The 25,203-nt window shown below is 73.1% G+C and carries 24 protein-coding genes, 1 tRNA gene and 1 pseudogene; 14 read left to right on the top strand and 12 right to left on the bottom strand.

Annotated elements, in window-relative coordinates; genetic code table 11:
- Nucleotides 1-42: 42 nt before the first annotated feature.
- On the bottom strand, nt 43-765 hold the full coding sequence (locus WA762_RS33435) for a histidine phosphatase family protein (RefSeq protein WP_335941212.1): 723 nt from the start codon (nt 763-765) through the stop codon (nt 43-45).
- 53 nt (nt 766-818) lie between these two features.
- Between WA762_RS33435 and corA the strand changes: the two genes are divergently transcribed.
- Nucleotides 819-1,814 carry a magnesium/cobalt transporter CorA gene (corA, locus tag WA762_RS33430; RefSeq protein ID WP_335941210.1) on the top strand — a complete coding sequence of 332 codons (996 nt, stop codon included), beginning with the start codon at nt 819-821 and terminating at the stop codon, nt 1,812-1,814.
- 242 nt (nt 1,815-2,056) lie between these two features.
- Here corA and WA762_RS33425 read toward each other — a convergent pair whose 3' ends face one another.
- The gene (locus WA762_RS33425; protein WP_335941209.1) at nt 2,057-3,106 is read right to left on the bottom strand and encodes an LLM class F420-dependent oxidoreductase; all 1,050 of its coding nucleotides are present in this window, start codon (nt 3,104-3,106) and stop codon (nt 2,057-2,059) included.
- A 140-nt stretch (nt 3,107-3,246) separates the two neighbouring features.
- On the opposite strand from WA762_RS33425, the gene WA762_RS33420 reads away from it, so the two are divergent.
- Nucleotides 3,247-4,230: an aldo/keto reductase gene (locus WA762_RS33420; protein WP_335941208.1), complete on the top strand. Its 984-nt coding sequence runs from the start codon at nt 3,247-3,249 to the stop codon at nt 4,228-4,230.
- The gene (locus tag WA762_RS33415) at nt 4,227-6,587 is read left to right on the top strand and encodes a helix-hairpin-helix domain-containing protein (RefSeq protein WP_335941206.1); all 2,361 of its coding nucleotides are present in this window, start codon (nt 4,227-4,229) and stop codon (nt 6,585-6,587) included. Before WA762_RS33420 ends, WA762_RS33415 begins: the two co-directional genes overlap by 4 nt.
- A gap of 146 nt (nt 6,588-6,733) precedes the next feature.
- Here the strand turns inward: WA762_RS33415 and WA762_RS33410 are convergent, their stop codons facing one another.
- Nucleotides 6,734-7,399, bottom strand: coding sequence for a hypothetical protein (locus WA762_RS33410; RefSeq protein WP_335941204.1), 666 nt, complete (start codon nt 7,397-7,399; stop codon nt 6,734-6,736).
- A gap of 47 nt (nt 7,400-7,446) precedes the next feature.
- Between WA762_RS33410 and WA762_RS33405 the strand changes: the two genes are divergently transcribed.
- The gene (locus WA762_RS33405) at nt 7,447-7,635 is read left to right on the top strand and encodes a DUF5703 family protein (RefSeq protein WP_030918345.1); all 189 of its coding nucleotides are present in this window, start codon (nt 7,447-7,449) and stop codon (nt 7,633-7,635) included.
- Between the two features lie 82 nt (nt 7,636-7,717).
- Here the strand turns inward: WA762_RS33405 and WA762_RS33400 are convergent, their stop codons facing one another.
- The 3 genes from WA762_RS33400 to WA762_RS33390 form a co-directional block, all read right to left on the bottom strand.
- On the bottom strand, nt 7,718-8,449 hold the full coding sequence (locus WA762_RS33400) for a chaplin (protein WP_335941199.1): 732 nt from the start codon (nt 8,447-8,449) through the stop codon (nt 7,718-7,720).
- Between the two features lie 137 nt (nt 8,450-8,586).
- Nucleotides 8,587-8,820 (bottom strand): chaplin ChpH, encoded by a 234-nt coding sequence (chpH, locus tag WA762_RS33395; protein ID WP_335941198.1) that lies wholly within the window; start codon nt 8,818-8,820, stop codon nt 8,587-8,589.
- A gap of 186 nt (nt 8,821-9,006) precedes the next feature.
- Complete coding sequence (locus WA762_RS33390; protein ID WP_335941196.1) at nt 9,007-10,332, bottom strand: M20/M25/M40 family metallo-hydrolase; 1,326 nt, start codon at nt 10,330-10,332, stop codon at nt 9,007-9,009.
- A 182-nt stretch (nt 10,333-10,514) separates the two neighbouring features.
- Between WA762_RS33390 and WA762_RS33385 the strand changes: the two genes are divergently transcribed.
- Both WA762_RS33385 and WA762_RS33380 read left to right on the top strand, forming a co-directional pair.
- A tRNA-Leu gene (locus tag WA762_RS33385) sits at nt 10,515-10,602 on the top strand.
- Between the two features lie 158 nt (nt 10,603-10,760).
- Nucleotides 10,761-11,696 carry a pseudouridine synthase gene (locus WA762_RS33380; protein ID WP_335941194.1) on the top strand — a complete coding sequence of 312 codons (936 nt, stop codon included), beginning with the start codon at nt 10,761-10,763 and terminating at the stop codon, nt 11,694-11,696.
- A gap of 108 nt (nt 11,697-11,804) precedes the next feature.
- On the opposite strand, the gene WA762_RS33375 is transcribed toward WA762_RS33380, so the two are convergent.
- From WA762_RS33375 to WA762_RS33360, 4 genes and pseudogenes are all read right to left on the bottom strand, one after another.
- Nucleotides 11,805-12,434 carry an MBL fold metallo-hydrolase gene (locus WA762_RS33375; protein WP_335941192.1) on the bottom strand — a complete coding sequence of 210 codons (630 nt, stop codon included), beginning with the start codon at nt 12,432-12,434 and terminating at the stop codon, nt 11,805-11,807.
- Nucleotides 12,434-13,519 (bottom strand): S-(hydroxymethyl)mycothiol dehydrogenase, encoded by a 1,086-nt coding sequence (locus tag WA762_RS33370; RefSeq protein ID WP_335941190.1) that lies wholly within the window; start codon nt 13,517-13,519, stop codon nt 12,434-12,436. Before WA762_RS33370 ends, WA762_RS33375 begins: the two co-directional genes overlap by 1 nt.
- Before the next feature lie 287 nt (nt 13,520-13,806).
- Nucleotides 13,807-14,296, bottom strand: a pseudogene (locus tag WA762_RS33365) (RNA-guided endonuclease InsQ/TnpB family protein); the annotation flags it as partial.
- 26 nt (nt 14,297-14,322) lie between these two features.
- Nucleotides 14,323-15,024: a FadR/GntR family transcriptional regulator gene (locus WA762_RS33360; protein ID WP_335941189.1), complete on the bottom strand. Its 702-nt coding sequence runs from the start codon at nt 15,022-15,024 to the stop codon at nt 14,323-14,325.
- Nucleotides 15,025-15,168: 144 nt separating this feature from the next.
- On the opposite strand from WA762_RS33360, the gene WA762_RS33355 reads away from it, so the two are divergent.
- The 3 genes from WA762_RS33355 to WA762_RS33345 all read left to right on the top strand — a co-directional run bounded on the left by WA762_RS33355 (nt 15,169) and on the right by WA762_RS33345 (nt 17,778).
- Nucleotides 15,169-15,678 (top strand): gluconokinase, encoded by a 510-nt coding sequence (locus tag WA762_RS33355; protein ID WP_335941187.1) that lies wholly within the window; start codon nt 15,169-15,171, stop codon nt 15,676-15,678.
- A gap of 11 nt (nt 15,679-15,689) precedes the next feature.
- Entirely contained in the window at nt 15,690-17,087 is a 1,398-nt protein-coding gene (locus WA762_RS33350; RefSeq protein WP_335941185.1) for a GntP family permease, read from the top strand.
- A 241-nt stretch (nt 17,088-17,328) separates the two neighbouring features.
- Complete coding sequence (locus WA762_RS33345; protein ID WP_335941183.1) at nt 17,329-17,778, top strand: ASCH domain-containing protein; 450 nt, start codon at nt 17,329-17,331, stop codon at nt 17,776-17,778.
- 183 nt (nt 17,779-17,961) lie between these two features.
- Here WA762_RS33345 and WA762_RS33340 read toward each other — a convergent pair whose 3' ends face one another.
- Both WA762_RS33340 and WA762_RS33335 read right to left on the bottom strand, forming a co-directional pair.
- The gene (locus WA762_RS33340; RefSeq protein WP_335941181.1) at nt 17,962-19,197 is read right to left on the bottom strand and encodes a carboxylesterase family protein; all 1,236 of its coding nucleotides are present in this window, start codon (nt 19,195-19,197) and stop codon (nt 17,962-17,964) included.
- Complete coding sequence (locus tag WA762_RS33335) at nt 19,194-20,543, bottom strand: MFS transporter (RefSeq protein WP_335941179.1); 1,350 nt, start codon at nt 20,541-20,543, stop codon at nt 19,194-19,196. The genes WA762_RS33340 and WA762_RS33335 overlap by 4 nt, the downstream gene beginning before the upstream one ends.
- 290 nt (nt 20,544-20,833) lie before the next feature.
- Here WA762_RS33335 and WA762_RS33330 point away from each other — a divergent pair, with 290 nt between their 5' ends.
- From WA762_RS33330 to WA762_RS33310, 5 genes are all read left to right on the top strand, one after another.
- Nucleotides 20,834-22,309, top strand: coding sequence for a 2-hydroxymuconic semialdehyde dehydrogenase (locus WA762_RS33330; protein ID WP_335941178.1), 1,476 nt, complete (start codon nt 20,834-20,836; stop codon nt 22,307-22,309).
- A gap of 61 nt (nt 22,310-22,370) precedes the next feature.
- Complete coding sequence (locus WA762_RS33325; RefSeq protein WP_335941176.1) at nt 22,371-23,135, top strand: 2-keto-4-pentenoate hydratase; 765 nt, start codon at nt 22,371-22,373, stop codon at nt 23,133-23,135.
- On the top strand, nt 23,135-23,590 hold the full coding sequence (locus tag WA762_RS33320) for a RidA family protein (protein WP_335941174.1): 456 nt from the start codon (nt 23,135-23,137) through the stop codon (nt 23,588-23,590). Before WA762_RS33325 ends, WA762_RS33320 begins: the two co-directional genes overlap by 1 nt.
- Complete coding sequence (locus WA762_RS33315; RefSeq protein ID WP_335941172.1) at nt 23,587-24,108, top strand: 3-hydroxyanthranilate 3,4-dioxygenase; 522 nt, start codon at nt 23,587-23,589, stop codon at nt 24,106-24,108. Before WA762_RS33320 ends, WA762_RS33315 begins: the two co-directional genes overlap by 4 nt.
- Nucleotides 24,109-24,110: 2 nt before the next feature.
- On the top strand, nt 24,111-25,112 hold the full coding sequence (locus WA762_RS33310; protein WP_335941170.1) for an amidohydrolase family protein: 1,002 nt from the start codon (nt 24,111-24,113) through the stop codon (nt 25,110-25,112).
- Nucleotides 25,113-25,203: the final 91 nt, after the last annotated feature.

The raw sequence follows: 25,203 nt of genomic DNA, 5'->3' as shown, positions 1-25,203 counted from the left end.
CGTGACGGGCCCACGGCGCGTCCACCCTACTGCGCGGAACGATCAGGGCGCCCCAGCGCCGCCGCCGACCGCTGCGTCCGCCTCGCCGCCGCCCGCCGGGCGCGCGTCCGGGGCCGTGCCGTCGGGGTGTTCGCGCGGCGCCAACGGGGCGAGGTCGCCGGTGTCCCCGAGCCGCAGCAGAAAGGGGCGCAGCCTGGTGTAGCGGATCGCGGTCACCGAGCAGGGATCGACGTGGATCCGCTGGAAGAGGTCGAGATGCGTGCCGAGCGCGTCCGCGACCAGCGCCTTGATGATGTCGCCGTGCGAGCACATGAGATAGACGGCGTCGTCGCCGTACTCGGCCGCGATCCGCGCGTTCCAGTCCCGTACGGCGTCCACGGCCCGGGTCTGCATGGCGCGCATCGACTCGCCGCCGGGGAACGCCGCGGCCGAGGGGTGCCGCTGCACGACGTCCATCAGCGGTTCGTCGGCGAGTTCGGCGAGCTTGCGGCCCGACCAGTCGCCGTAGTCGCACTCGTTGATCCGTTCCTCGGTGTGCAGCACCAGGCCGGGCCGGGCGTCGAGCAGCGGACGCAGGGTCTCCCGGCAGCGCCGCAGAGGGCTGGTGACGACGGCGGCGAGGGGCAGCGCCGCGAGCCGTCCGGGGAGCGCGGCGGCCTGTGCGGTACCGCGCTCGTCGAGCGTGACCCCCGAGGTGCGGCCGGCGAGCACCCCGGCCGTGTTGGCGGTGGAACGTCCGTGGCGTACGAGAATCAGGGTGGGCATACGGGCCAGCGTAGGCGGCCGCCGGGATGCGCGGGGGAACCCGGCAGGGAAGAATGCGCGCCGTGATTGTGGACTGTGCGATCTACCGGGACGGGCGACGCACCGAGGGCCCCGCCGATCTCTCCGCCGCCCTGGCGGAGGCACGGGCCCACGGGGACGCGTTTCTCTGGATCGGGCTGTACGAGCCGACGGAGCGGGAGGTCGCGCGCGTCAGCGAGGAGTTCGGGCTCCATCCACTGGCCGTGGAGGACGCGCTCAGCGCGCACCAGCGGCCCAAGCTGGAGGTGTACGACGACTCGCTGTTCGCGGTCATCAAGCCCGTGGTGTACGAGCACCTGAGCGACACCGTCACCGCCGACGAGCTGATGGCGTTCGTCGGCGACTCCTTCGTGGTGACGGTCCGGCACGGGGAGGGCGCGCCGCTCGCCGCGGTGCGGCGCCGGCTGGAGGCCGAGCCGGAGGTGCTCAGGCACGGGCCGACCGCGGTGCTGTACGCGATCAGCGACGCCGTCGTCGACCACTACATGGACGTGGCGGCCGAGCTCCAGACCGACCTGGAGGAGCTGGAGACGGAGGTGTTCGCGCCGACCGCCTCTGGGGATGCCAAGAACACCGCCTCCCGCATCTACACGTTCAAGCGGCAGATCATGGAGTTCCGCCGGGCCGCCGGGCCGCTGAGCGCGCCCATGGCCCGGCTGGCGGGCGCGGACGTGCCGTTCGTGCACGAGCACTCGCAGCCGTTCTTCCGTGACGTGAGCGACCATCTGACCCGGGCCAACGAGTACGTGGAGGGGCTGGACCGGCTGCTCTCGGACATCCTCTCCGCCCATCTGGCGCAGGTGGGCGTGCGGCAGAACGACGACATGCGCAAGATCTCGGCCTGGGCGGCCATGGCCGCCGTGCCGACGATGGTCGCGGGGATCTACGGCATGAACTTCGCGCACATGCCGGAGCTCCACTGGGTGTGGGCCTATCCGGCGGTGATCCTGCTGATGGGCGTGGTGGTCTTCGCCCTGCACCGGCTCTTCAAGCGTCGCGGCTGGCTGTGACGCGGGGGCCCGGCGCCGTGAACCGCGCGCACGCACGCGGCACGCGCCGGACCGTGCCTCCCGCCTCCGGTGGGACGCCGGCTCCGACGGCGTGAGCCGTCTCCCCGCCGGGTGTCGTTCCGGCCTGCGGCCGCGGCGGGGGACGGCCGGGCCCCGGCCCCGGCCCCGGCCGCGGGTCCCCCGGGCCGCCCGTCCGGCGTACGCGCCCCGGACGGGCGGGGTCCGGTCCCGGCGCGGGCGGGCTACGCGAGCCCGGACCGCTCCAGGGCCTCCGTGCCCGCGCGCAGGGCCGCGACGCGCTCGTCGAGCGTGAACCCGGCCGGGGCCAGCGTCAGCGTCGTGACCCCCGCGGCGGCGTACTCGCGCATGCGCTCGGCGATCCGCTCGACCGGGCCCAGCAGCGTGGTGCGGTCGATCAGCTGGTGCGGGACGGCGGCGGCGGCGCCGTTCTTGTCGCCGGCCAGGTACTTGTCCTGGATCTCGGCGGCCTCCTTCTCGTACCCCATGCGCTGCGCGAGGCGGTTGTAGAAGTTCTGCTCGCGGCTGCCCATGCCGCCCACGTACAGCGCGGTGTACGGACGGAACGTGTCCGCGAGGGCGCTGACGTCGTCGCCGACGGCGAGCGGCAGCGTCGGGCACACGTCGAAGCCGTCCATGGTCAGCCCGGCCTTCTCGCGGCCCGCCCGCAGATACGTGACGGCGGTGTCCTCCAGGTGCTCGGCGGAGGGGAAGATCAGCAGGGCGCCGTCCGCGATCTCGCCGGTCTGCTCCAGGTTCTTCGGGCCGATCGCGGCGATGTAGAGCGGGATGTGCTCGCGCTGCGGGTGGACCGTGAGCTTGAGGGGCTTGCCCGGTCCGTCCGGCAGCGGAAGCGTCCAGTGCCGGCCCTCGTAGGACAGCCGCTCGCGGGACATCGCCCGGCGGACGATCTCGACGTACTCCCGGGTGCGGGCCAGCGGCTTGTCGAACTTCACGCCGTACCAGCCCTCGGAGACCTGCGGTCCCGACACGCCGAGCCCGAGCCGGAACCGGCCGCCGGACAGCGAGTCGAGGGTGGCGGCGGTCATCGCCGTCATCGCGGGCTGCCGGGCCGGGATCTGCATGATGGCGGAGCCGACGTCGATGGACTCGGTCTGGGCGGCGACCCAGGCGAGGACGGTCGGCGCGTCGGAGCCGTACGCCTCGGCCGCCCAGCAGACGTCGTAGCCGAGCCGGTCCGCCTCCTGGGCGACGGCGAGGTTGTCGCCGTCCATTCCCGCGCCCCAGTAGCCGAGATTGATGCCGAGCCGCATGGCCGCTCCCCTTACCGATCAGTAACGTCTCTGAGATCTCGGACTCTAGCGCCCGTCCGCCCGTTCCGGCAGGGGAGCCCCGCGGCCGGGTTGTCCACAGCTGCCGCCGAGTGGGGCTCTGGCCAGTAATCTCAGCGCCCATGGAGCAGAGGCATCTCGGCCGTACCGGCCTTCGCGTGTCCAGGATCGGGCTCGGCACCCTCACCTGGGGCCGGGACACCGGCGAGCACGACGCCGCCGAACAGCTGAAGGCGTTCTGGGAGGCGGGCGGCACGCTGGTCGACACGGCCGACGTGTACGGCGGCGGGGAGGCCGAATACCTGCTCGGGCGGCTCACCGACGGCCTGGTCCCGCGGCACGATCTGGTGATCGCCACGAAGGCGGGCAGCGTCGCCGACCCGGACCGCAGGTTCAACGGCTCGCGCGGGCATCTGCTGGCCGCCCTGGACGCCTCGCTGGAGAGGCTCGGCACGGATCACGTCGACCTGTGGCAGGTCCATGCCTTCGACCCGTTGACCCCGCTGGAGGAGACGCTCCAGGCGGTGGACCTGGCGGTGTCCAGCGGCCGGGCGCGGTACGCCGGGGTGTCCAACTTCTGCGGCTGGCAGCTGGCGAAGGCGGCGACCTGGCAGCTCGCCTCGCCCGGGGTGCGCACGCGGCTGGCGAGCACCCAGATGGAGTACTCCCTGCTGCAGCGGGGCGTGGAGCGGGAGGTGCTGCCGGCCGCCCTCGACCTGGGCGTGGGCCTGCTGCCGTCCTCGCCGCTGGGCAGGGGGGTGCTGACCGGCAAGTACCGCACGGGCACTCCCTCGGACTCGCGCGGCGCCTCGGAACTGCTGGCCCCGTTCGTCGAACCGTATCTGGACGACGCCGCCGCGCGTGTCGTGGACGCGGTGGCGACGGCGGCGGACGGCCTGGCCACGACGCCGCTCCAGGTGGCGCTCGCCTGGGTCCGGGACCGGCCGGGTGTGGTGGCCCCGATCATCGGCGCGCGCAACGCGCGGCAGCTCACGGAGGCGTTGTCGGTGGAGGCGCTTAGTCTTCCTGACGAGATCTGCCGGGCGCTCGACGATGTGTCGGCGCCCGTGCACCGCTACCCCGACCAGGACTGGAGCACGCTGTGACCGCGCTACCCGGGGGACAGGACCCCGGCTCCCCGGCCGACGACGAGGCGGAAGCCGTCGCGGCCCCCGCCGACGCCCCGGACGGCTCCGCCCCCGCAGGAACGGCCGGCCGCTCGTCGGCGGCCGACGGGCCGAAGGAACCGGCCGAAACGGCCGGACCGGCGGAGACGGCCGCCGCGGACGGGAGAGCGGACGACGCGCCGGACGGCGAGGGAGCGCCGGACAGCGGGGCCGACACGACCGACGGCGGCGAGGAGACGCCGGACGACGGAACGGGCGGGGACGCGGGCGACGGGGACGCGGGCGACGGGACCGGCGACGCCGGGGAGCCGGCCGCCGCCCCGCTCTCGGAGGCCGAGGCCGAGCTCGCCGCCCAGCGCGAGCTCAGGGAGCGGATCGAACAGCGCAAGGCCGAGAAGCAGGGCCCCGTCGAGGCCGGCGGCAAGCTGAGCGGCCGGGCGGCCGATCTGCTGGCCGCCGTGCGGGCCGTGGAGAGCGGCGAGAAGCCCGCCGCCGAGTTCTTCGACGCGCCCGCCCCGGCCGCGCCCCGGCGGGCCGCCCCCGCCCCCGCCCCGGCGCGCCCCCGCCCGCCCGAGCCGGCCCCGGCGCCCCGGGGCCCCTCGGCGGAGACCGTGTCCGCGGTGGCCGCCGTGCTGGCCGAGGGCGGCGCCCCTACGGCGCTGGCGGGACCGACGGCCGAGGCCCTCGGCGCCGGGGCGGCCGACGTCCTGCGCGCGGACCCGTGGCGGATGCTGGCCGTGCCGGGGGTCGGGCCCGAGCAGGCCGACGGATTCGCGCGGGCCCTGCTGGGCGCCGCCTGCGGCCCGGGCGACGAGCGCAGGACGGACGCCCTGGTCGGCCGGCTAATGCAGCGGGCCGCGCTCCGGGGCCATACGGCGGTGGACGCGGCGGCGGTGCGTGCCTCGCTCGCCGAGCACGCGGTGCCCGACCCCGAGGCGGCGGTCCGTCACGCCGTCGCGGAGGGCGTCGTCCTCGTCTTCCAGGAAGACGAGGACGAGGACGGCCCGGCCCCGGCCGCCCCCGCCGGAGCCGACGAGGAAGCGGGCGGCGCGGACGAGCCGGAGCGGGAGCCGGTCCGGGTCCTGCTCGGCCTCGACCGGTACGCGCTGGCCGAGGAGAGCCTGGCCGACGGCCTGGCCCGGCTGGCCCACTCCTGCGAGAAGGACGCCGACTGGACGGCGGCGGCCTCGGCCGCGGGCTCCCCGTCGGCGGCCGAGCTGATCCGCGCGGTCTCGGCCCACGGCATCGTGGCGCACACCGGCGGCGAGGCCGCCCGTGCCGAGCCCGCCGCGCTGCTCACCGCCGCCCGCGCGCTGGGCCTGCGGGCGCTGGGCGCCACGCACAGCGTCGACGGCAGACGCAGGCTGGCCGAGGCGACCGGCGATCCGGCGACGGCCGTCACCCTCGCGGGGCTGCTCTCCGGCGCGGAGGGCCCCGGTCGGGACGAGGAGGGGGCGGTCGCCGTCGACCTGCTCGTCGTGCTGGACGCCCCGCAGCTGGACGTCGAGTCCGCCGCGATGCTCGTGGAGTCCCTGGCCGACGGGACCCGGCTGGTGCTCAGCGGCGACCCGGGCGTGCTGGGCTCGGCGGGCGCGGGACAGGTCTTCGCGGATGTGCTGGCGGCCCGCGCCTGCCCGCAGGTCGTCTCCCGCACGCCGGATCCGGGCCCCATCGGCGAGCTGGTCTCCGGCATCGGCGTCGGCGAGCTCAACCAGGTCGAGGCGCCGGGCAAGGAGGTGGTGATCGTCCCCGTGCGCGACGCGGGCGAGGCGGTGCACCGCACCGTGCAGCTGGTCGCGGACTCGGTGCCGCGCGCCATCGGCGTCCCCGCGGCCGACACCCAGGTGATCACCGTCGGCCATGGCGGCCTCGCCGGCACCCGCGCCCTCAACGAGGCGCTCAAGCAGCGGCTCAACCCCGGTCCCGGGCGGTTCGCGGGATTCGATCCGGGCGACCGGGTCGTCCATGTCCCGGCGCCCGGCCGGACCGTGCCCGGGGTGGTCGTCTCGGCCGACGCCGACGGCCTGCACCTGGACTGCGCGGGCGCGCGGATCACCGTGCCCCAGGCACGGGTCGCGTCGTCGGTGCGGCACGGCTGGGCCCTCAGCGCCCACCAGGCGGCCGGGATGCGGTGGCCCGCGGTGGTCGTGGTCCTGCCGGGCGACGCGGCGCAGGGCCTGAGCCGCCCCTGGGTGTACACCGCCTTCGGCCGAGCCGAACGGCATCTGTCCGTGGTGCACGGGGTGCAGCAGGTGCTCCAGCGAGCGGTCGCCCAGTCCCCGGCCCGGGAGCGCACGACACGGCTGCGCGGCCTCCTGGAGGCGACGGCCCGCTGAGCGTGCGGGTCCGGCGGCCTCGCCGCCCGGAAGAATCGTCCGGGCGGCGAGGACCTGTCTTCAAACTGCCGTCGTTCGGCCGGAGGCCGGGCCGTGCGGCAGTTTGAAGACAGGGCCCAGGGCCGGTGGTGGCGGTGCGGTGCGGGTCAGGAGGTGTCCGCCGCCAGCCCGGCCGGCTCCGCGTCGTCGTCCTCGTCGTCCTCGTCGAAGACGGCGCTGACGTCGAAGCGGCAGACCACCAGCTGCGGATCCGCGTCCTCGAACGGCGCTCCGAGCCACTCCCCCGCCTCCGGCAGCTCCTCCGCGGCCGTGACCCAGAGCGTGGAGTCGCCCTCCTCCAGTCCGAACTCGGCGTGCCGGGACGCGATCTCGTCCGGTTCGTACTCGCCGAACAGCACCCCGAGCGCCGCGTGGACGCTGGAGCCGACGGCCGGGGCGTTCCCGAAGGCCCGGTCGTGGGGGTCGAGCGCGGCGATCCGCTGCGCCTGGGCGATCAGCCGCGGCGGCTCCACCACGGCGTAGTCCCGCCGGATCAGAACGCTCAGCGCGTTCGGCTCCTCGGGGCCGGTGTACGGGGGCAGGGAGTCGTCCGCGCCCGGGATCTCGAAGGGGGTGACCTCGTCGTAGCGGGCGTAGAGCAGTTCGTCGTACGACTCGGCGGCGGCGGCCAGGTCGTTGAACGCGTCGTAGACGGCGGGGTCGTCGTCCCCCGTCCGGCGTTCGACCGCGGTGAGGTGACGGTCGAGCGCGGTTTTGATGGCTTCGGCGGCGGCGCGTACCTCGGCAGCGGTGGGCTGCGCAGCATCAGACATGGTGCAGACGCTATCCGTACCGGGCCTCTGCCCGCACAATGGATGCGATGCCGGAATACGAATTTGTCGACGTGTACGTACCGCGCGGGGTGTCCCGGAAGGAGACCGCACGCCTGCTGACCGACCATGCCGAGTACGGGCACTGGGAGCTGGACCGACTGACGCTGCGGCGTGACGGCAGCCGCAGGGTGCGGCTGCGACGGCGGATCATCCGCCAGCTCCGGGCCACCTGGTGAAACGGAACGGGCCCCGCGATCGCGGGGCCCGCCGTTTTCTCGCCGTGCGCGCCTGCGGCGCTCCGGTCCGTCGCGCGGTCGGCTACGCGGACAGCCGCGCGCGGCGGTAGAGCACCGCGCCGGCGCCCGCCAGCAGCAGGCCCGCGCTCGCCGGGATCAGCAGGCCGACGCCGCCCGCCCCGGTGTGGGCGAGCTGCGGGACGTCCGGCGTCCCGGGAGCCTTCGGCACGGTGTGCGGCTCCGGCGCCGGCGGCTTGTGCTGGGTGACCGGAGTGACCGGGGTGCCGACCGGCGGGGTGACGACGTCGGAGTCGTTCCCGCATTCGTTGCCGAAGGCGGGGTTGAGCAGTCCGCCGATGGTGACGCTGTTCCCGCAGACGTTCACGGGAACGTCGACCGGCACCGCGATGTTGTTGCCGGACAGCACGCCCGGCGAGCCCTTGGCGACGCCCTGGACCGTCGCCCCGCCGCCGAGCGGGGCCCGGTGCTTGCCCGTCCCCGGCCGGCCGGCCTGGGTCAGGTCGCCGGACACGTGGCTGCCGGAGGCGTGCTTCCCCGGAGCGGCATCCTGCGAACCGTTTCCGCAGGTGTTGCCGAACGTGGGGTTGAGCAGCGCCACGACGTCCACGGAGTTGCCGCAGACGTTGACCGGCACGTCGACCGGGATCTGTACGGAATTCCCTGAAAGCACCCCCGGGGAGTTCGCCGCTCCGCCGGACGCTCCCGCGTCGGCGTGCGCGTATCCGCCGCCCATCGCGAGCACGCCGCCCGCAGCCGCAACGGTGATCAGGCCCTTGCGCGTGACCTGTCGCATACCTTGATTCCTGCCTTCTGCACTTCCGGAATACCCCCGGACTCGGTCGTGCGGGGGCGGAGTACCAGCAGCCCCGGAGTGCATGGCACGCACTCCGGGGCCGACCGGTTTCAAACCCTCACGGGTTGACCCACACGTCAGGCGTTGACGCAGGTGTTGCCGAAGGCGGGGTTCAGCAGCCCGATGACGTTGATGGTGTTGCCACACACGTTCACCGGGACGTGCACGGGCACCTGGATGACGTTGCCCGAGATCACGCCGGGGCTGCCGATCGCGGCGCCCTGGGCACCCGAGTCGGCGACGGCCATGCCCGCGCCCGCGAGCACCAGACCGCCGGTCACAGCCGCAGCAGCGGCGACCTTCTTGATCATTGTTCCTCCTAGTTGGCAATGCGGTCCCAGCCGCGGACCGCACCACCTGTAACGAGGAAGAGCTAATCGGGCTACGAGCGTATGGTTCCTTTCACTCGTTCCGGTCATATACGCACACGTTGACGATTCTTGACGTGCCGTGAGGGCGGCCGGGGCGGCGCGGATCCCCGCCCCGGGCGGCGGGGCTCAGCTGTGGTCGATGAACCGGTCGAGCACGCGCACACCGAACTTCAGGCCGTCCACCGGCACCCGCTCGTCCACGCCGTGGAACATGCCCGCGAAGTCGAGCTCCGGAGGCAGCTTCAGCGGGGCGAATCCGAAGCACCGGATGCCCAGGTCGTCGAAGGACTTGGCGTCGGTGCCGCCCGAGAGCATGTAGGGGACCGCACGCGCGATCGGGTCCTCGGCCCTCAGGGCGACCTGCATCGCGTCGACGAGCGAGCCGTCGAAGGTGGTCTCCAGCGCCTTGTCCGCGTGCACGTCCTCCCGCTTCACCCGCGGGCCCAGGATGCGGTCGAGGTCGGCCAGGAACTCCTCCTCGTGGCCCGGCAGGAAGCGGCCGTCGACATGGGCGGTCGCCTGCCCGGGGATCACGTTGACCTTGTATCCGGCGCCGAGCATGGTGGGGGCCGCCGAGTTGCGCAGGGTGGCGCCGATCATGCCGGCGATGCCGCCGAGCTTCTCCAGCGTGGCGTCCATGTCCTCCGGGTCGAGCGGGGTGCCGAGCGCGTCGGAGAGCTCGTCGAGGAAGGAGCGCACCGTCTTGGTCACCCGGACCGGCCACTTGTGCCGACCGAGCCTGCCGACTGCCTCGCACAGCTCGGTGATCGCGTTGTCGCCGTTGGTCATCGAGCCGTGGCCGGCGGTGCCGTCCACGGTGAGCCGCATCCAGTGCATGCCCTTCTCGGCCGTCTCGACGAGGTAGAGCCGCAGCTTCTCGTTCACCGTGAAGGAGAAGCCGCCGACCTCGCCGATCGCCTCGGTGACGCCCTCGAAGAGGCCGGGGTGCTTGTCCACGAGGTACCGCGCCCCGTAGGTGCCGCCCGCCTCCTCGTCGGCGAGGAACGCCAGCACGATGTCGCGCGGGGGCTTGCGGCCGGCGCGCAGCCGGTCCCGGACGACCGCCAAGGTCATCGCGTCCATGTCCTTCATGTCGACCGCGCCCCGGCCCCACACGCAGCCGTCCGCCACCTCGCCGGAGAAGGGGTGGTGGGTCCAGTCGTGGGCGTTGGCGGGAACCACGTCGGTGTGGCCGTGGATGAGCAGCGCGGGCCGGGACGGGTCCTCGCCCTCGATGCGGGCCACGGTGGAGGCCCGGCCCTTGTGCGACTCGAGGATCTGCGGCTCCAGCCCGACCTCGGCCAGCTTCTCCGCGACGTACTCGGCGGCGGCCCGCTCCCCCGGCCCGGAGTGGTCGCCGTAGTTGCTGGTGTCGATCCGGATCAGCTCACGACAGAGGTCCACGACCTCGTCCTCGCCCGAGACGGTCCGGGCCGTGTTGGTCTCGCTCACACTGCTTCCTTCCACTGTCGCTGAGGTGCTCGCTCCCATCCTCCCGCGCCCGGTGCGCCCGCCCAAGGCCCCCTACTTCTCGTCATGCTCCCTTCACACTCCCCCGGTGTGATCGAGCACCCCCGGATGTTTGCTATTGTTTTCCACGTCGGAACGGGCGAGGCCCGCGAGACAGACACCTTGTCCGGGTGGCGGAATGGCAGACGCGCTAGCTTGAGGTGCTAGTGCCCTTTATCGGGCGTGGGGGTTCAAGTCCCCCCTCGGACACCACTGAGAACCCCAGCTGAGCTGGGGTTTCTTCGTTTTCCGGGGCGGCGCCCCGGTGGTCGGGGCGGACCGGCGATACCGGGCCGCCCCGCCAGGACGAGGACCCGAGGACCCGAGGAGCCCGTGTTCATGCGTAGCGTCGTGCCGGACGGCAGGGCCCGATGAGGGGGCGCGCGAAGCCGCCGGCGGCGCCGCTGCCCCAGCGGGACGGGATCGATCCGGTCCGGCTGCGGCTTCCGGAGGACCCCGGCGGGCGGTGGCCGACGGTCCGTGATCATCTGCGGGAGCGGTTCGCGGGCGCGGTCGGGGCGGCGCGGGTGGACGCCCTGTTCGCCGAGGGCCGGTTCGTCTCCGTGCGGGGCCCGGTGCGGGCGGACGAGCCGTACGCGGCGGGCCGGCACATCTGGTTCCACCGGGACTTCGCGCCGGAGGAGCCGGTGCCGTTCCCGGTCGGCGTCGTCCATCGCGACGCGCATCTCGTCGTCGCGGACAAGCCGCATTTCCTGGCGACCACGCCGCGCGGCCGGCATGTCACCGAGACGGCGGTGGCCCGGCTGCGCCGGGAGCTGGGGCTGCCCGCGCTGCAGCCCGCGCACCGGCTGGACCGGCTGACGGCGGGGCTGCTGCTCTTCGTGGTGCGGCCCGAGGAGCGGGGCGCGTACCAGACGATGTTCCGGGACCGCCGGGTGCGCAAGGAGTACGAGGCGGTGGCGCCGTACGACCCCGGGACGGCCTTCCCCCGGACCGTGCGCAGCCGGATCGTGAAGGAGCGCGGGGTCATGGCCGCCCGCGAGGAGCCGGGCGAGCCGAACAGCGAGACCCGGGTCGAGCTGCTGGAGCACCGGGCGGGGCTCGGCCGCTACCGGCTGCTGCCCGCCACCGGGCGCACCCACCAGTTGCGGGTCCACATGAGCGGGCTGGGGCTGCCGCTGGTCCACGACCCGGTCTATCCGGTGGTCGAGGCGGAGGGCGCGGCCGACGACTGGTCGCGGCCGCTCCAGCTGCTGGCCCGGGTGCTGGAGTTCACCGATCCGGTCACGGGCGAGCCGCGCCGCTTCGAGAGCGGGCTGCGGCTCTCCGCGTGGCCGGACCGGTGAGCGGCGGCCGCGGGCGGCCGGCGCGGGGCCGGCGCCCGACGGGACCCGCCCGGTGCGCCGGGCCGGTTCGCACCGGCCCGGCGCGCCGCGTTCCGGGCGGCCCGGGGCTCAGTGGCCGCGGGCGATCCACTCGTCGAGGTGCGGGGCCTCGTCGCCGATGGTCGTGGAGTCGCCGTGGCCGGTGCGGACGGTGGTCTCCGGGGGCAGGGCGAGCAGCCGTTCCCTGATCGAGTCGATGATCGTCGGGAAGTGCGAGAAGGAGCGTCCGGTGGCCCCGGGGCCGCCCCGGAAGAGCGTGTCGCCGGTGAGGACGGTGGCCAGCTCGGGGGCGTACAGGCAGACGGCGCCCGGCGCGTGGCCCGGGGTGTGCAGGACCGTGAGCGTCGTGCCGGCGATCCGCAGTTCCTGACCGTCGGTCAGTTCGCCGTCCGGGGCGCGGTCCGGGTGGGTCCGCCGCCACAGCGGCAGGTCGTCGGGGTGCAGCAGGATCGGCGCGCCGGTGGCGGCGGCCAGGGCCGGGGCCGCGTCGATGTGGTCGTTGTGCGCGTGCGTGCAGACGATGGCGCGCAGGGTGCGGCCGTTCAGCGCGGTCTCGATGGCGTCCGCGTCGTGGGCGGCGTCGACGACGATCGCCTCGGTGTCGTCCCCGACGATCCAGACGTTGTTGTCGACGTCCCACTCCCCGCCGTCGAGGGCGAAGGTGCCGGAGGTGACGAGGTGGTCGATGCGGGCGGCCATCAGAGGATCACCACCGAGCGCAGCACGTCGCCCTCGTGCATCCGGGCGAACGCCTGCTCGACGTCGCCGAGTCCGATGGTCTCGGTGACGAACGCGCCGAGGTCGATGCGGCCCTGCTGGTGCAGGTCGACGAGCATCGGGAAGTCGCGGGAGGGCAGGCAGTCGCCGTACCAGGAGGACTTGAGCGAGCCGCCGCGGCCGAAGACGTCGAGCAGCGGCAGTTCCAGCCGCATCTCCGGGGTGGGGACGCCGACCAGGACGACGGTGCCCGCGAGGTCGCGGGCGTAGAACGCCTGCTGGTACGTCTCCGGGCGGCCGACCGCCTCGATGACGACGTCCGCGCCGTGGCCGCCGGTGAGGCCGCGGATCGCCTCGACCGGGTCGGTGGAGCGGGAGTTGACGGTGTGGGTGGCGCCCATCGACTTCGCCGTCTCCAGCTTGCGGTCGTCGACGTCCACCGCGATGATCCTGGCCGCGCCGGCCAGCCGGGCGCCGACGATCGCGGCGTCCCCGACCCCGCCGCAGCCGATCACTGCGACCGAGTCGCCGCGGCCGACCTGGCCGGTGTTGATGGCGGCGCCGATGCCCGCCATGACGCCGCAGCCGAGCAGTCCGGCGACGGCCGGGGAGACCTCGGGGTCGACCTTGGTGCACTGGCCGGCGGCGACCAGGGTCTTCTCGGCGAACGCGCCGATGCCGAGGGCCGGGGACAGTTCCGTGCCGTCGAGCAGGGTCATCCTCTGCTTCGCGTTGTGGGTGTCGAAGCAGTACCACGGGCGGCCGCGCAGGCACGCCCGGCACTGGCCGCACACCGCGCGCCAGTTGAGGATGACGAAGTCGCCCGGCGCGACGTCCGTGACGCCCTCGCCGACGGACTCGACCACTCCGGACGCCTCGTGGCCGAGGAGGAACGGGAACTCGTCGTTGATGCCGCCCTGTTTGTAGTGCAGGTCGGTGTGGCAGACGCCGCACGCCTGGATCTTCACCACGGCCTCGCCGGGGCCCGGGTCCGGGATCACGATCGTCTCGACCCGTACCGGCTCGTTCTTCCCCGGTGCGATGACCCCTTGCACCTGCTGCGCCATACCGCCGTCTCCTGTTTCCGTCATGTCATGAAGATTCGAACGCGGACAACCGTACGCCCCGGAAGGGTGTCACGACGGCGCGCCGCGTTGGCGCGAAACGACTGCCGCACACCCGACAGGACGTGTCGATTTCGGTCAGATGGTGCGTACCGGTGAACTCCGCCGGGTTCTCCACGGTTCTTGGACGCAGAGGTGGCACGGGGCCGACACCTGCGGGGGCAGGGGCTCCATGGTCCACCGACACAGGATTGGTGACTCCTCCCCCGGCTGAAGCCGGGGGCTTCTCGCTATGCCGGTGCGGCGTCGCGACGGACCAGCCCGGCCCGTAGAACGTTGAGAGCGCCCACTGTGTCCGCGCGCGCTGTGGCCGCACGAGACGCAGTGGAACTTCTCCTGGGTGGGCCGGTTCCCCGCTGAGGCGTGCCCGCATTCGGGGCAGGTCCGGGAGGTGTTCCGGGGGTCCACGGCGATCACATCTCGTCCGGCGCTTTCAGCCTTGGCGTGCAGGATCGTCAGGAACACCCCCCATCCGGCATCCGAGATCGAGTGGTTGAGTCCGGCCTTCGCCGCCGCGCCGTTGGGCAGGAAGCTGCCCGGCTGGTCAGGGTCGGGCTTCGGTGTGGGGGCCTTGACCATGTTGCGGATCTTGAGGTCTTCGTGCGCGATGAAGTCGTGTGCGCGGACGAGGTCAAGCGCGGTCTTGTGGGCGTGGTCGAGGCGCTGACGCCTCACCTTGCGGTGGAGGTCGGCAACGCGTTGGACGGCCCGCTGGTGGTTCCGGGGCCCGCGGGGCCGGGGCCGTCTCAGGGGGCGAGCACGTCCAGCTCGTGCAGGGCGCCCACCGCGATCTCCCTGGTCAGCCGCTCCGCCGCCGCCGCGTCGCCCTCGCGCACCGCCTCCGCGAGCCGCACGTGGAGGGTGACCGCCGCCGGGTCCGGGTCCTCGAACATCACCTGGTGGTGGGTGCGTCCGGCGAGGACCTCCGCGACCACGTCGCCGAGGCGCGCGAACATCTCGTTGCCGGAGGCGTCGAGCACGATCCGGTGGAACGCGATGTCGTGCTCCAGATAGCGCTCCAGCTGCTGCCCGCGCGAGGTGGCGACCATGCCGAGCGCGCACTCGGTGAGATCCGCGCACTGCTCCGGTGTGGCACGGCGGGCGGCGAGACCGGCGGCGACCGGTTCGATCGCGGAGCGCAGCACGGTGAGCGAGCGCAGCTGCCGCGGCCGGTCGGCGCCGGCCAGCCGCCACCGGATGACCTGCGGGTCGTAGACGTTCCACTCGCCGGTCTGCCGCACGGTCACGCCGACCCGGCGCCGGGACTCCACCAGGCGCATGGATTCGAGGACGCGGATCACCTCGCGGACGACCGTCCGGGAGACGTCGAAGCGCCGGGCCAGTTCGTCGGTGCGCAGCACCTGCCCCGGCCGGTGCTCCCCCGCGGCGATCTCCAGGCCCAGGGTGTCCAGCACACGCGTATGCAGCCCGTTGCCCTGTGTGGTCATGGCCTCAGACTACGGGCTGCCTCCGACGAACAAAAAGTAAGACGTTTACGTCACACCATCTTGAATAAGTCGTACGTATACGTTTCAGTAGCGCGACGGACCGATGTCGAGGAAGACGTCGAAGAGGACAGCGAGGCACCACCAATGAGCACCCCCCACGTCGTCGTGGTGATGGGCGTCGCAGGGACCGGCAAGACCACGATCGGCCCCCTGCTCGCCACGGAGCTCGGCGTTCCGTACGCCGAGGGCGACGACTTCCACCCCGCGGCGAACATCGCCAAGATGACGGCCGGCGTCCCGCTGGACGACGCGGACCGGTGGCCCTGGCTCGACGCCATCGGCCGCTGGGCGCACGGCCGGGCGGGGCTGGGCGGGGTGGTGAGCAGCTCGGCGCTGAAGCGGGTCTACCGGGACCGGCTGCGGGCCGAGGCGCCCGGCGCGGTCTTCCTGCATCTGACCGGAGACCGGGCCCTGATCGAGGGCCGCATGGCGGGGCGCAAGGGGCACTTCATGCCCACGGCGCTGCTCGACTCGCAGTTCGCCACGCTGGAGCCGCTCCAGGCGGACGAGGCCGGCGTCTCGGTCGACGTGTCCGGCACCCCCGAGGAAATCACCCAGCGAGCCGTCGCCGCGCTGCGCCGGCTCGACGACTAAGGACCATCACCGTGACCAGTCTCAGCGTCGAGACGCTGGCAGCGGACGCCGCCGAACCGATCACTTCGGCGGGCAACGCGCAGTTGGGCATCGCCGTACTGGCGGGCATCGCCGTCATCGTTCTGCTCATCACCAGGTTTAAGCTGCACGCGTTCCTCGCGCTGACCATCGGGTCGCTGGCGCTGGGCTCGTTCGCCGGCGCGGCGCCCGCCAAGACGATCGCCAGCTTCACCGCCGGGCTCGGCTCCACCGTGGCGGGCGTCGGCGTCCTCATCGCGCTCGGCGCCGTCCTGGGCAAGCTGCTCGCCGACTCGGGCGGCGCGGACCAGATCGTCGACACCATCCTCGCGAAGGCGGGCGGGCGCGCGATGCCGTGGGCCATGGTGCTGATCGCCTCGGTCATCGGCCTGCCGCTGTTCTTCGAGGTCGGCATCGTGCTGCTGATCCCGGTGGTGCTGCTCGTCGCCAAGCGCGGGAACTTCTCGCTGATGCGGATCGGCATCCCGGCGCTGGCCGGCCTGTCCGTGATGCACGGTCTGATCCCTCCGCACCCCGGGCCGCTGGCGGCGATCGACGCCCTCGGCGCCAACCTCGGCGTGACGCTCGCGCTGGGCGTGCTGGTCGCGATCCCGACCGTGGTCGTCGCGGGGCCGCTGTTCTCCCGCTACGCCGCGCGCTGGGTGGACGTCCAGGCTCCGGAGAAGATGATCCCGCAGCGTCCCTCGGAGGAGCTGGACCGCCGTCCGGGCTTCGGCGCCACCCTGGCGACGATCCTGCTGCCGGTCGTGCTGATGCTGGTCAAGGCCCTGGTCGACATCGTCGTGGACGATCCGGAGAACCACGTCCAGCGGGTCACCGATGTGATCGGCTCGCCGCTGATCGCGCTGCTGGCCGCCGTCGTCGTCGGCATGTTCACGCTGGGCCGGGCGGCCGGGTTCTCCCGGGGCCGGCTCTCGGCCACCGTCGAGAAGTCGCTGGCCCCGATCGCGGGCGTGCTGCTGATCGTGGGCGCGGGCGGCGGCTTCAAGCAGACCCTGATCGACGCGGGCGTGGGCCAGATGGTCCTGGACTTCTCCAAGGACTGGTCGATCCCGGCGCTGCTGCTGGCCTGGCTGATCGCCGTCGCGATCCGGCTCGCGACCGGTTCGGCGACCGTGGCCACCATCTCGGCGGCGGGGCTGGTCGCCCCGCTGGCCGCCGACATGTCCACCGCGCACGTCGCCCTGCTGGTCCTCGCCGTGGGCGCGGGCTCGCTCTTCTTCAGCCATGTCAACGACGCCGGTTTCTGGCTGGTGAAGGAGTACTTCGGCATGAACGTCGGTCAGACGCTCCGGACCTGGTCGGTGATGGAGACCATCATCTCGGTGGTCGCGCTGGTCATCATCCTGCCGCTGTCACTGGTGCTCTAAGGGCTGTCCGAAGACAGGACCTGCCTCTCCCTTCCGCACCGCCATCCTTCGGCCGCGGGGCGAAGCGCCCGGCCCTCCCCCGCACGGTCCTCCCCCCACGGCATCGGCCGGGATCGTGCCCGACGGCGCCCGTCGGCCCGGACCGCACCCCAGGTGCGCGTCCGGCCGGCGGGCGCCGTCGCCTCGTTCCGGCGCGTGCGGTCGGCGGGGCCGGCCGTGCGGGGCGTGCCAGACTTGCCCCATGCCGAATCGCGAACCCCTCAAGCCCTTTCTGCTCGCCTTCCCCGGCCCACTGCGCGACCGGCTCGTCCGGGCGGTGCTCGACGGCGCGAAGGTGTCGACGACCGGTCTGCTCGCCGAGTACGAGGCGGAGAAGGAGGAGCTGCCCCCGGTGGGCGAGCGGTCCGCGCTGATCGATTCGGACGGCCGCGAGAGGGCGGTGCTGGAGGTGACGGAGGTTCGGGTGCTGCGCCTCGGCGACGTCGGCCTGCCGCATGTGACCGACGAGGGCGAGGGCCACGCCTCGGTGGCCGAGTGGCGGGCGGACCACGAGAGGTTCTGGCACAGCGAGGAGATGCGGGAGGCGCTCGGCGATCCGGGGTTCACCGTGAACGACGACACCATGGTCGTCGCCGAACGGTTCCGGGTCGTCGAGCGGCTGGACCCCGCGGCGGGCCCCGAAGGACGCTGAGGGCCGCCCCGGGACCGTGTCCGTACGGGAGGGGGCCGTACGGGAAAGGCGGCGGGCCGCAGAGGCGAGCAGCGGGACCGCCACGGAGAGGGGTCCGCGGGGCGGCCGTCCGGCCGGGGGCGGACCGTACGGGGGTCCGCCGCAGACCGCTCGTCGCCCGGCCCCGGCCCGGTGCGGGCCCGGTCAGGACGGCTCGGGCCCGGCCCAGGAGACCTGTCGGCAGTTCAGGATCGACGGAACGGCCGTGCCGGGGTGTCCGGTGCGGGCGAAGGCGGCCCAGGCGGCGCGCGTCGCCCGGCCCAGCTCGTCCACCTCGTCCCAGGGGGTGTCCCCCAGCATCGGCGAGTTCCGCCAGGCGGCCCGGGCGCCCAGGAGCAGGGGCAGTTCCAGGCAGTGGGTGGCGCCGTACGCCGAACCCGCCGGGCGCCAGTCCAGCCGGTAGGCGTGGACCCGGGCCCCGGCGCGCGCCAGCCGCCGCCCGAGGGCGGTGAGCGGTTCGGCGTACATCCGGCGGGTGGGTCCGGCCGGGTCGCCGTCCTCGTTCGGCTCGTCGGGGAAGGCGGTCATGTCGTCCGCGTTCCAGCCGTACAGGACGTCCATGCCGCGCACGCGCGCGTCGAGCTCCCCGCCGGGCGGCCCCACCGGGCCGAACGGCGGCTCCAGGGTGGAGCCGGAGCGGGCGCGGTGGGCGAGGGCGGTGTCCCGCTGGGCGGCGAGCAGGGCCGCGGGGGCCGCGGTGCGCGGGTCGGCGCCGGAGGCGTGGACGGCGAGCCGTTCGAGGAAGATCCGCGCGAGTGCGGCCGCCTCGTCCCGCGGGCGGGTGGTGATCGCCAGCGGGGCGCTCTGCAGGATCGCCCGGTGGAACAGGCCCTCGGCCTCGGGCAGTTCCATCAGCAGCCGGATGGAGAGGGCCCCGGCGGACTGCCCGAAGAGGGTGACGTCGGCGGGGTCGCCGCCGTACCCGGCGATGTGCCGGCGCACCCAGCGGAGCGCCTCCAGCTGGTCGTACAGGCCCAGGTCGCCCTCGGAGAGCCCGTCCAGGCAGAGGTAACCGAGCGCCCCGAGGCGGTAGTTGACGGACACCACGACGACGTCGCCCTCGGCGGCGAGCGCGCCGCCGTCGTACCAGTCCATGAGGCCGCCGCCGCTGCTGAACCCGCCGCCGTGGAACCAGACCATGACCGGCCGGGCTCCGCCGTCGCGGGCCGGCGTGGTGACCGTCAGGGCGAGGCAGTCCTCGCCCTGCGGGCGCCGGTCGAGCGGGGGGCCCATGACCGCGTCGAGCCGGGACGGCGGCTGCGGGCAGATCTCGCCGCTCGCCGGACGGGTGTCGTGGCCGGGAGCCGGCCGCGGCCGCGCGAACCGCTCGGCCACGGCGTAGCGGATCGGGCCGGACCGGTGCACCCGCGCGGCCGTCACGCGCCGCCCCCGGAGAGCGATCCGGCCGGGACCGGAGCCGCCTCGGGCGCCTTCTCCGGCACCAGGCGGAACAGGGCGACGGCGCCCACCAGGCTGACCGCGCAGATCGCGGCGAGGTACCAGGTGACCCCGGTCGAGGAGCCGCCCGAGTTGAGCAGCGCCGTGGAGATCATGGGGGCGAGTCCGCCGCCGAGGATCGCGCCGGCCTGGAGGATGAGCGAGGTGCCCGAGTAGCGGACGTTGACCGGGAAGGTGTCGACGATGATGCTGCCCTGGACGCAGTGGGTGACCGGGATGATCAGGCCCATGCCGAGCAGCGCCAGCACCGCGAGCCCGGACTTGCCGGTGTCGAGGAGCGGGAAGAAGGCGACGCACCAGACGAGGATCGCGGCGGATCCGGCGATGAACATGGTGCGCCGGCCGTGCCGGTCGGCGATCTTCGTCCAGACCGGGATGGTCGCGAACCACAGGACGGCGGCGACGGTGACGCTCACGATGAGGAACTGCTTGTCGTAGCCGAGGTGCTGGGAGCCGTAGGACAGGGTGAAGACCATGAACACGTACGCGACGGCCGAGTTCGCCACGACGGCGAGCAGGGTCAGCGCCAGCCGGGGGAAGCCGACCTTGAGGGCCTCGGCCAGCGGGAACCTGACGACCTCGTCGCGGGCGCGGGCGCGGTCGAAGGAGGGCGACTCGGTCACCCGCAGCCGGATCAGCAGACCCACGGCGACGAGCACGAAGCTGAGCAGGAACGGGATGCGCCAGCCCCAGGAGGTGAAGGCGTGGTCGCCGAGGACCGCGTTGGTGGTCAGGAAGACGACGTTGGCCAGGACCAGACCGCCGGGCGTGCCCATCTGCGGGAATCCGGCGTAGAGGTTCCGTTTGCCCTGCGGCGCGTGCTCCATCGACATCAGGGTCGCACCGGCGCCCTCGCCGCCGAGGCCGATGCCCTGGACGATGCGCAGGGCGACCAGCAGGACCGGGGCCCAGAAGCCGATGGAGTCGTAGTTCGGGATGGCCCCGATCAGGGTGGACCCGATGCCCATCAGGACGAGGGAGACGACCAGCGTCGCCTTGCGGCCGATGCGGTCCCCGAAGTGGCCGAAGACCAGCCCGCCGAGCGGGCGGGCGATGAAGCCGACGGCGAAGGTGCTGAAGGCGGCGAGGGTGCCGGCGGCGGGGCTCAGCGACGGGAAGAACTGCTGGTTGAAGATGAGTGCCGCGGCCGTGCCGTAGAGAAAGAAGTCGTACCACTCCAGCGTGGTGCCCGCGAGCGTGGCGAGGGCGGTTCTGCCGGCAGTGGCTCGGGCTCCGCCCGATTTTTCTTCGCGAGGTGAAGTGTTCACGGGGTGACCTATCACTTGGATGGCGGGCTGGGGCGGTTCGCTCCTGACAGCCGCTACGACGGCCGGACTTCACCCGCCGTTTAACCGTGGATCCTGATGCCCTGAGACATGACGCACCAATACCGAATCAGAAACCTGCCATACCCGCACGGATATAGCGGAGGCATTCACTCCCCTTCTCTGGCCGTCGCGGCCGGTGGAGCCCTGGACCGGGGTATGCCTGTTCGGGTATGTCTGCGCGCAGGAAGCGCATTTGTCCGGCATGGCTGCGGCGGATCAGAGTGGGACGCATGACGGCAGAGACTGGGCGGTGGATCCGCAACTTCGTCGCCGGGCAGTTCGTGGAGCCCGACGAGAACCGCAGCTTCGACAAGACCGACCCCGCCACCGGCCGGGTGTTCGCCCGGGTGCACGAGGCGGACCGGGAGCTGGTGGACCGTGCGGTGACGACGGCCCGCCGGGCTCTGCACGACGGCTGGGCGCGGACCCCGGTGCGCGAGCGCGCGGCGCTGCTGCGGCGGGCGGCGGACCGGATCGAGGAGCGCTTCGAGGAGTTCGTCGCCGCGGAGATCGCGGACACCGGCAAGCCGGTCGTGCAGGCGCGGGAGCTCGACGTGGCGCGCGCCCTGACGAACTTCCGCACGTTCGCGGACGTGGTGGCCGCCGCCGGGCAGGAGTCGTTCCTCACCGATCTCGCGGGGGGCCGGCAGGCGCTCAACTACGCGGTCCGCAAGCCGCTGGGCGTGGTCGCCGTCGTCGTCCCGTGGAACCTGCCCCTCCTGCTGCTGACCTGGAAGGTCGCCCCGGCCCTGGCCTGCGGCAACGCCGTGGTCGTCAAGCCCAGCGAGGAGACCCCGGCCACCGCGACGCTGCTGGCCGAGGTGCTCGCGGAGGTGGGGCTCCCGGCCGGGGTGTACAGCGTGGTGCACGGCTTCGGCGGCGACTCCGCCGGGGAGTACCTGACCTCGCACCCGGGGATCGACGGCGTGACCTTCACCGGTTCGTCCGCGACCGGCTCGCACGTCATGCGGACCGTCGCGCCGCGGGTCCGCCCGGTGTCGTTCGAGCTCGGCGGGAAGAACGCCGCCCTGGTCTTCGACGACGTCGACCTGGACGAGGCGCTGGCCGGGCTGACCAAGTCGGTCTTCACCAACACCGGCCAGGTCTGCCTGTGCACCGAGCGGGTCTACGTCCAGCGCGGGATCTTCGCCGACGTCGCGGAGGGCCTCGCGGAGCGGGCCCGGGGCCTGCGGCTGGGCGACCCGCTGGACGAGTCGACGACCACCGGTCCGCTGATCTCGCAGGCCCACCGGCGGAAGGTGCTGAGCTACTTCGAGCTGGCCGAGCGGGCCGGGGCGGAGGTGCTCACCGGCGGGGGCGTGCCGGACCTGGGCTCCGGTCTGGCGGGCGGTTCCTGGATCGAGCCGACGCTGTGGACGGGCCTGACCAACGCGGACCGGGCGGTGCGCGAGGAGATCTTCGGCCCGGTGGCCGCCCTGATCCCCTTCGACACGGAGGAGGAGGCGATCGCCCTGGCCAACGACACGGACTACGGGCTCGCGGCCTCCGTGTGGACCAACGACCTGCGCCGCGGGCACCGGGTGGCGCAGGCGATGAACGTCGGCATGTCCTGGGTCAACACCTGGTTCCTGCGCGATCTGCGCTCCCCGTTCGGCGGCATGGGCCTCTCCGGCGTCGGCCGGGAGGGCGGGGAGTCGTCCCTGCACTTCTACACCGAGCCGACGAACGTGTGCGTGCAGCTGTGAGCGATCACGACGACCCCGGCCCGTGCCGCGCGGCGCGGGCCCCGAAGGAAAGGAGCGACCAGTGATCTCGGCGGAACTGACCGGCATCCTGGCGCAGCGGCTGGACACGGCTCAGACGTCCCGCGAGGACACCCCGAGCCTCGCCGACGACCACGAGCTGGACATCGACGACGCGTACGCGGTCCAGGCCGCGCTGCTGGCGCTGCGAGTGGCGCGCGGCGAGCGGGTCGTGGGCGTGAAGCTCGGGTTCACCAGCAAGGCGAAGATGGCCCAGATGGGCGTCTCCGACGTGATCGTGGGCCGGCTCACCGACGCGATGCGGATCGCGGACGGCGGCGACGTGGACCTGTCGCGCTTCATTCACCCGAAGGCCGAGCCGGAGGTGGCGTACCGGATCTCCCGGGACGTGGACCTGGACGACCCGGCGCCGGACATCGTGTCCTGCGTGGACGCGGTGGCTCCGGCCGTCGAGATCATCGACTCGCGGTACCGGGACTTCCGGTTCACCTACACCGATGTCGTCGCGGACAACACCTCGGCGTCCGCCTTCGTGATCGGCCCGTGGCGGCCGGTGGAGGACGTGGCCGACCGCGCGGTGCGGCTGCGCACCGGCGCTCAGGAGGCGACGGGTTCGACCGCCGCGATCCTCGGCGACCCGATGAACGCGCTCCACGCGCTGCTGGACATGTGCCGGCGCCGCCGCATCCCGCTGGAGGCGGGCCAGGTGGTGCTGGCGGGCGCGGCCACGGCGGCGCTGCCGCTGGCGGCCGGAACCACCGAGTGCGAGGTGGCGGGCCTCGGTTCCGTCACGCTGAGGGGGTACTGATGAGCGGCTCACGGGTGATCGAGGGCAAGGCCACCCCGCGCGGGCGGTTCCCGCACGTGAAGGTCGTCGGGGACCTGGTGTTCGTCTCCGGCACCAGTTCGCGCCGGCCCGACAACACGTTCGTGGGCGTGGAGGCCGACGAGTTCGGCACCACGAACCTGGACATCCGGGCGCAGACCCGGGCGGTGATCGAGAACATCCGCGACATCCTCGCCGAGGTGGGCGCCGAGCTCTCCGACCTCGCGCAGGTCACCGCCTACCTGGTGTCCATGAACGACTTCGGCGGATACAACGAGGTCTACGGCGAGTTCTTCGACGAGCGGGGCCCGACCCGTACGACCGTCGCGGTGCACCAGCTGCCGCACCCCCATCTGCTGATCGAGATCCAGGCCGTCGCGCATCTGCCCCGGCCCCGCACGTCCATCGCGGCGCACAGCACGGAGGTGTCCTCATGACCGTCATTCCCCCGGTGATCGATTTCCAGGGCTGGATCGCCGAGCACGAGCATCTGCTCAAGCCGCCGGTGAACAACCGCACCATGTCCCTGGGCCAGGACTTCATCGTGCAGGTCGTCGGCGGCCCCAACCAGCGGACCGACTTCCACCTCGACCCGTACGAGGAGTGGTTCTACCAGGTCAAGGGCGACATGCACGTCGACCTGATGACCGAGGAGGGGCCCCGGACCGTGCACATCCGGGAGGGCGAGGCGTGGCTGCTGCCCGGCAATGTGCCGCACTCCCCGCAGCGGCCCGACGCCGGCTCGATCGGGCTGGTCATCGAGCGGGTGCGGGAGGAGGGGACCCTGGAGAAGTTCCTGTGGTACTGCCCCGGCTGCTCCGCGAAGGTCCACGAGGTGGAGCTCCAGGTGCGGGACATCGTGGCGGACCTGCCGCCGGTCTTCGCCCGGTTCTACGGCGACGAGCAGGCGCGTACGTGCCCGGAGTGCGGTGCCCTGCACCCCGGGAAGGGCTGAGCGTGGACCGCACGATCGACATCCACACCCATTACGTCCCGCGCGGCTGGCCGGATCTGACGGCCGAGGCCGGGCCGGACGCGCCCTGGCTGCGGATCGAGTCCGAGGCCGAGGCCGTGATCATGATGGGCTCCAAGGAGTTCCGGCGGATCCGGTCCGACGCCTGGGACGCCGCGACGCGGCTGCGGGACATGGACGCGGACGGGGTGCGCCGCCAGGTGGTCTCCCCCACCCCGGCGTTCTTCACCTACGGGCGCGACGGCGTCGAGGCGGCGAAGATCTCGCGGGTCTTCAACGACCTCGCGCTGGAGATCGTCGCCCCGGCGCCGGACCGGCTGATCCCGTTCTGCCAGGTGCCGCTGCAGGATCCGGACGCGGCCTGCCGGGAGCTGGAGCGGTGCCTCGCCAACGGGCACCGGGGCGTGGAGATCGGCAACCACGTCGGTGACCAGGACCTGGACAGCGAGGGCGTGGTCACCTTCCTCCAGCACTGCGCCTCGCTCGACGTGCCGGTGTTCGTGCACCCCTGGGACATGGCGAGCTCGCCGCGGCTGGACCGGTGGATGGCGCAGTGGCTCACGGCCATGCCCGCCGAGACCCATCTGTCGATCCTCGCGCTGATCCTGGGCGGCGTCTTCGACCGCATCGACGAGCGGCTGAAGATCTGCTTCGCGCACGGCGGCGGGTCGTTCGCCTTCTGGCTCGGCCGGATGGAGAACGCCTGGCACGGCCGGAACGACGTGATCGGCACCTCGGAGCGGCCGCCCTCGCACTACCTGGGCCGCTTCTACGTCGACTCGGTGGTCTTCGACGACCGCGCCCTGCGGCTCCTGGTCGACACGGTCGGCGTGGAGCGGGTGATGGTCGGCAGCGACTACCCGTACCCGCTCGGGGAACGGCCGGTCGGCGAGGTGGTCCGCAAGAGCGCCTTCCTGGACGACCGCGGCCGGGAGCTGATCACGTACGGCAACGCGGAGCGGTTCCTGGGGCTCTCGGGCTCCTGACCGGCCCCGCCGTCGGGCCCCCGGCGCCGCTCGCGGACGGACACGCACACCGCCTGAAACACCGGTTCCGCGAGCTCGTCCGGCGTCACGC

It is taken from the genome of Streptomyces tyrfis (genome assembly GCF_037034285.1).
Lineage (GTDB): Bacteria > Actinomycetota > Actinomycetes > Streptomycetales > Streptomycetaceae > Streptomyces.
This window is presented reverse-complemented; position numbering and strand designations above follow the sequence as displayed.

What these genes read in the sequence shown, in the direction of transcription:
- WA762_RS33420 (WP_335941208.1), top strand. Translation starts at nt 3,247, where the DNA reads ATGGAGCAGAGGCATCTCGGCCGTACCGGCCTTCGCGTGTCCAGGATC.
- WA762_RS33330 (WP_335941178.1), top strand. Translation starts at nt 20,834, where the DNA reads ATGACGGCAGAGACTGGGCGGTGGATCCGCAACTTCGTCGCCGGGCAG.
- WA762_RS33370 (WP_335941190.1), bottom strand. Translation starts at nt 13,519, where the DNA reads ATGGCGCAGCAGGTGCAAGGGGTCATCGCACCGGGGAAGAACGAGCCG.
- WA762_RS33410 (WP_335941204.1), bottom strand. Translation starts at nt 7,399, where the DNA reads ATGTCTGATGCTGCGCAGCCCACCGCTGCCGAGGTACGCGCCGCCGCC.
- WA762_RS33380 (WP_335941194.1), top strand. Translation starts at nt 10,761, where the DNA reads ATGAGGGGGCGCGCGAAGCCGCCGGCGGCGCCGCTGCCCCAGCGGGAC.
- WA762_RS33405 (WP_030918345.1), top strand. Translation starts at nt 7,447, where the DNA reads ATGCCGGAATACGAATTTGTCGACGTGTACGTACCGCGCGGGGTGTCC.
- WA762_RS33375 (WP_335941192.1), bottom strand. Translation starts at nt 12,434, where the DNA reads ATGGCCGCCCGCATCGACCACCTCGTCACCTCCGGCACCTTCGCCCTC.
- WA762_RS33315 (WP_335941172.1), top strand. Translation starts at nt 23,587, where the DNA reads ATGACCGTCATTCCCCCGGTGATCGATTTCCAGGGCTGGATCGCCGAG.
- WA762_RS33320 (WP_335941174.1), top strand. Translation starts at nt 23,135, where the DNA reads ATGAGCGGCTCACGGGTGATCGAGGGCAAGGCCACCCCGCGCGGGCGG.
- chpH (WP_335941198.1), bottom strand. Translation starts at nt 8,820, where the DNA reads ATGATCAAGAAGGTCGCCGCTGCTGCGGCTGTGACCGGCGGTCTGGTG.
- WA762_RS33345 (WP_335941183.1), top strand. Translation starts at nt 17,329, where the DNA reads ATGCCGAATCGCGAACCCCTCAAGCCCTTTCTGCTCGCCTTCCCCGGC.
- WA762_RS33355 (WP_335941187.1), top strand. Translation starts at nt 15,169, where the DNA reads ATGAGCACCCCCCACGTCGTCGTGGTGATGGGCGTCGCAGGGACCGGC.
- corA (WP_335941210.1), top strand. Translation starts at nt 819, where the DNA reads ATGCGCGCCGTGATTGTGGACTGTGCGATCTACCGGGACGGGCGACGC.
- WA762_RS33360 (WP_335941189.1), bottom strand. Translation starts at nt 15,024, where the DNA reads ATGACCACACAGGGCAACGGGCTGCATACGCGTGTGCTGGACACCCTG.
- WA762_RS33425 (WP_335941209.1), bottom strand. Translation starts at nt 3,106, where the DNA reads ATGCGGCTCGGCATCAATCTCGGCTACTGGGGCGCGGGAATGGACGGC.
- WA762_RS33400 (WP_335941199.1), bottom strand. Translation starts at nt 8,449, where the DNA reads ATGCGACAGGTCACGCGCAAGGGCCTGATCACCGTTGCGGCTGCGGGC.
- WA762_RS33435 (WP_335941212.1), bottom strand. Translation starts at nt 765, where the DNA reads ATGCCCACCCTGATTCTCGTACGCCACGGACGTTCCACCGCCAACACG.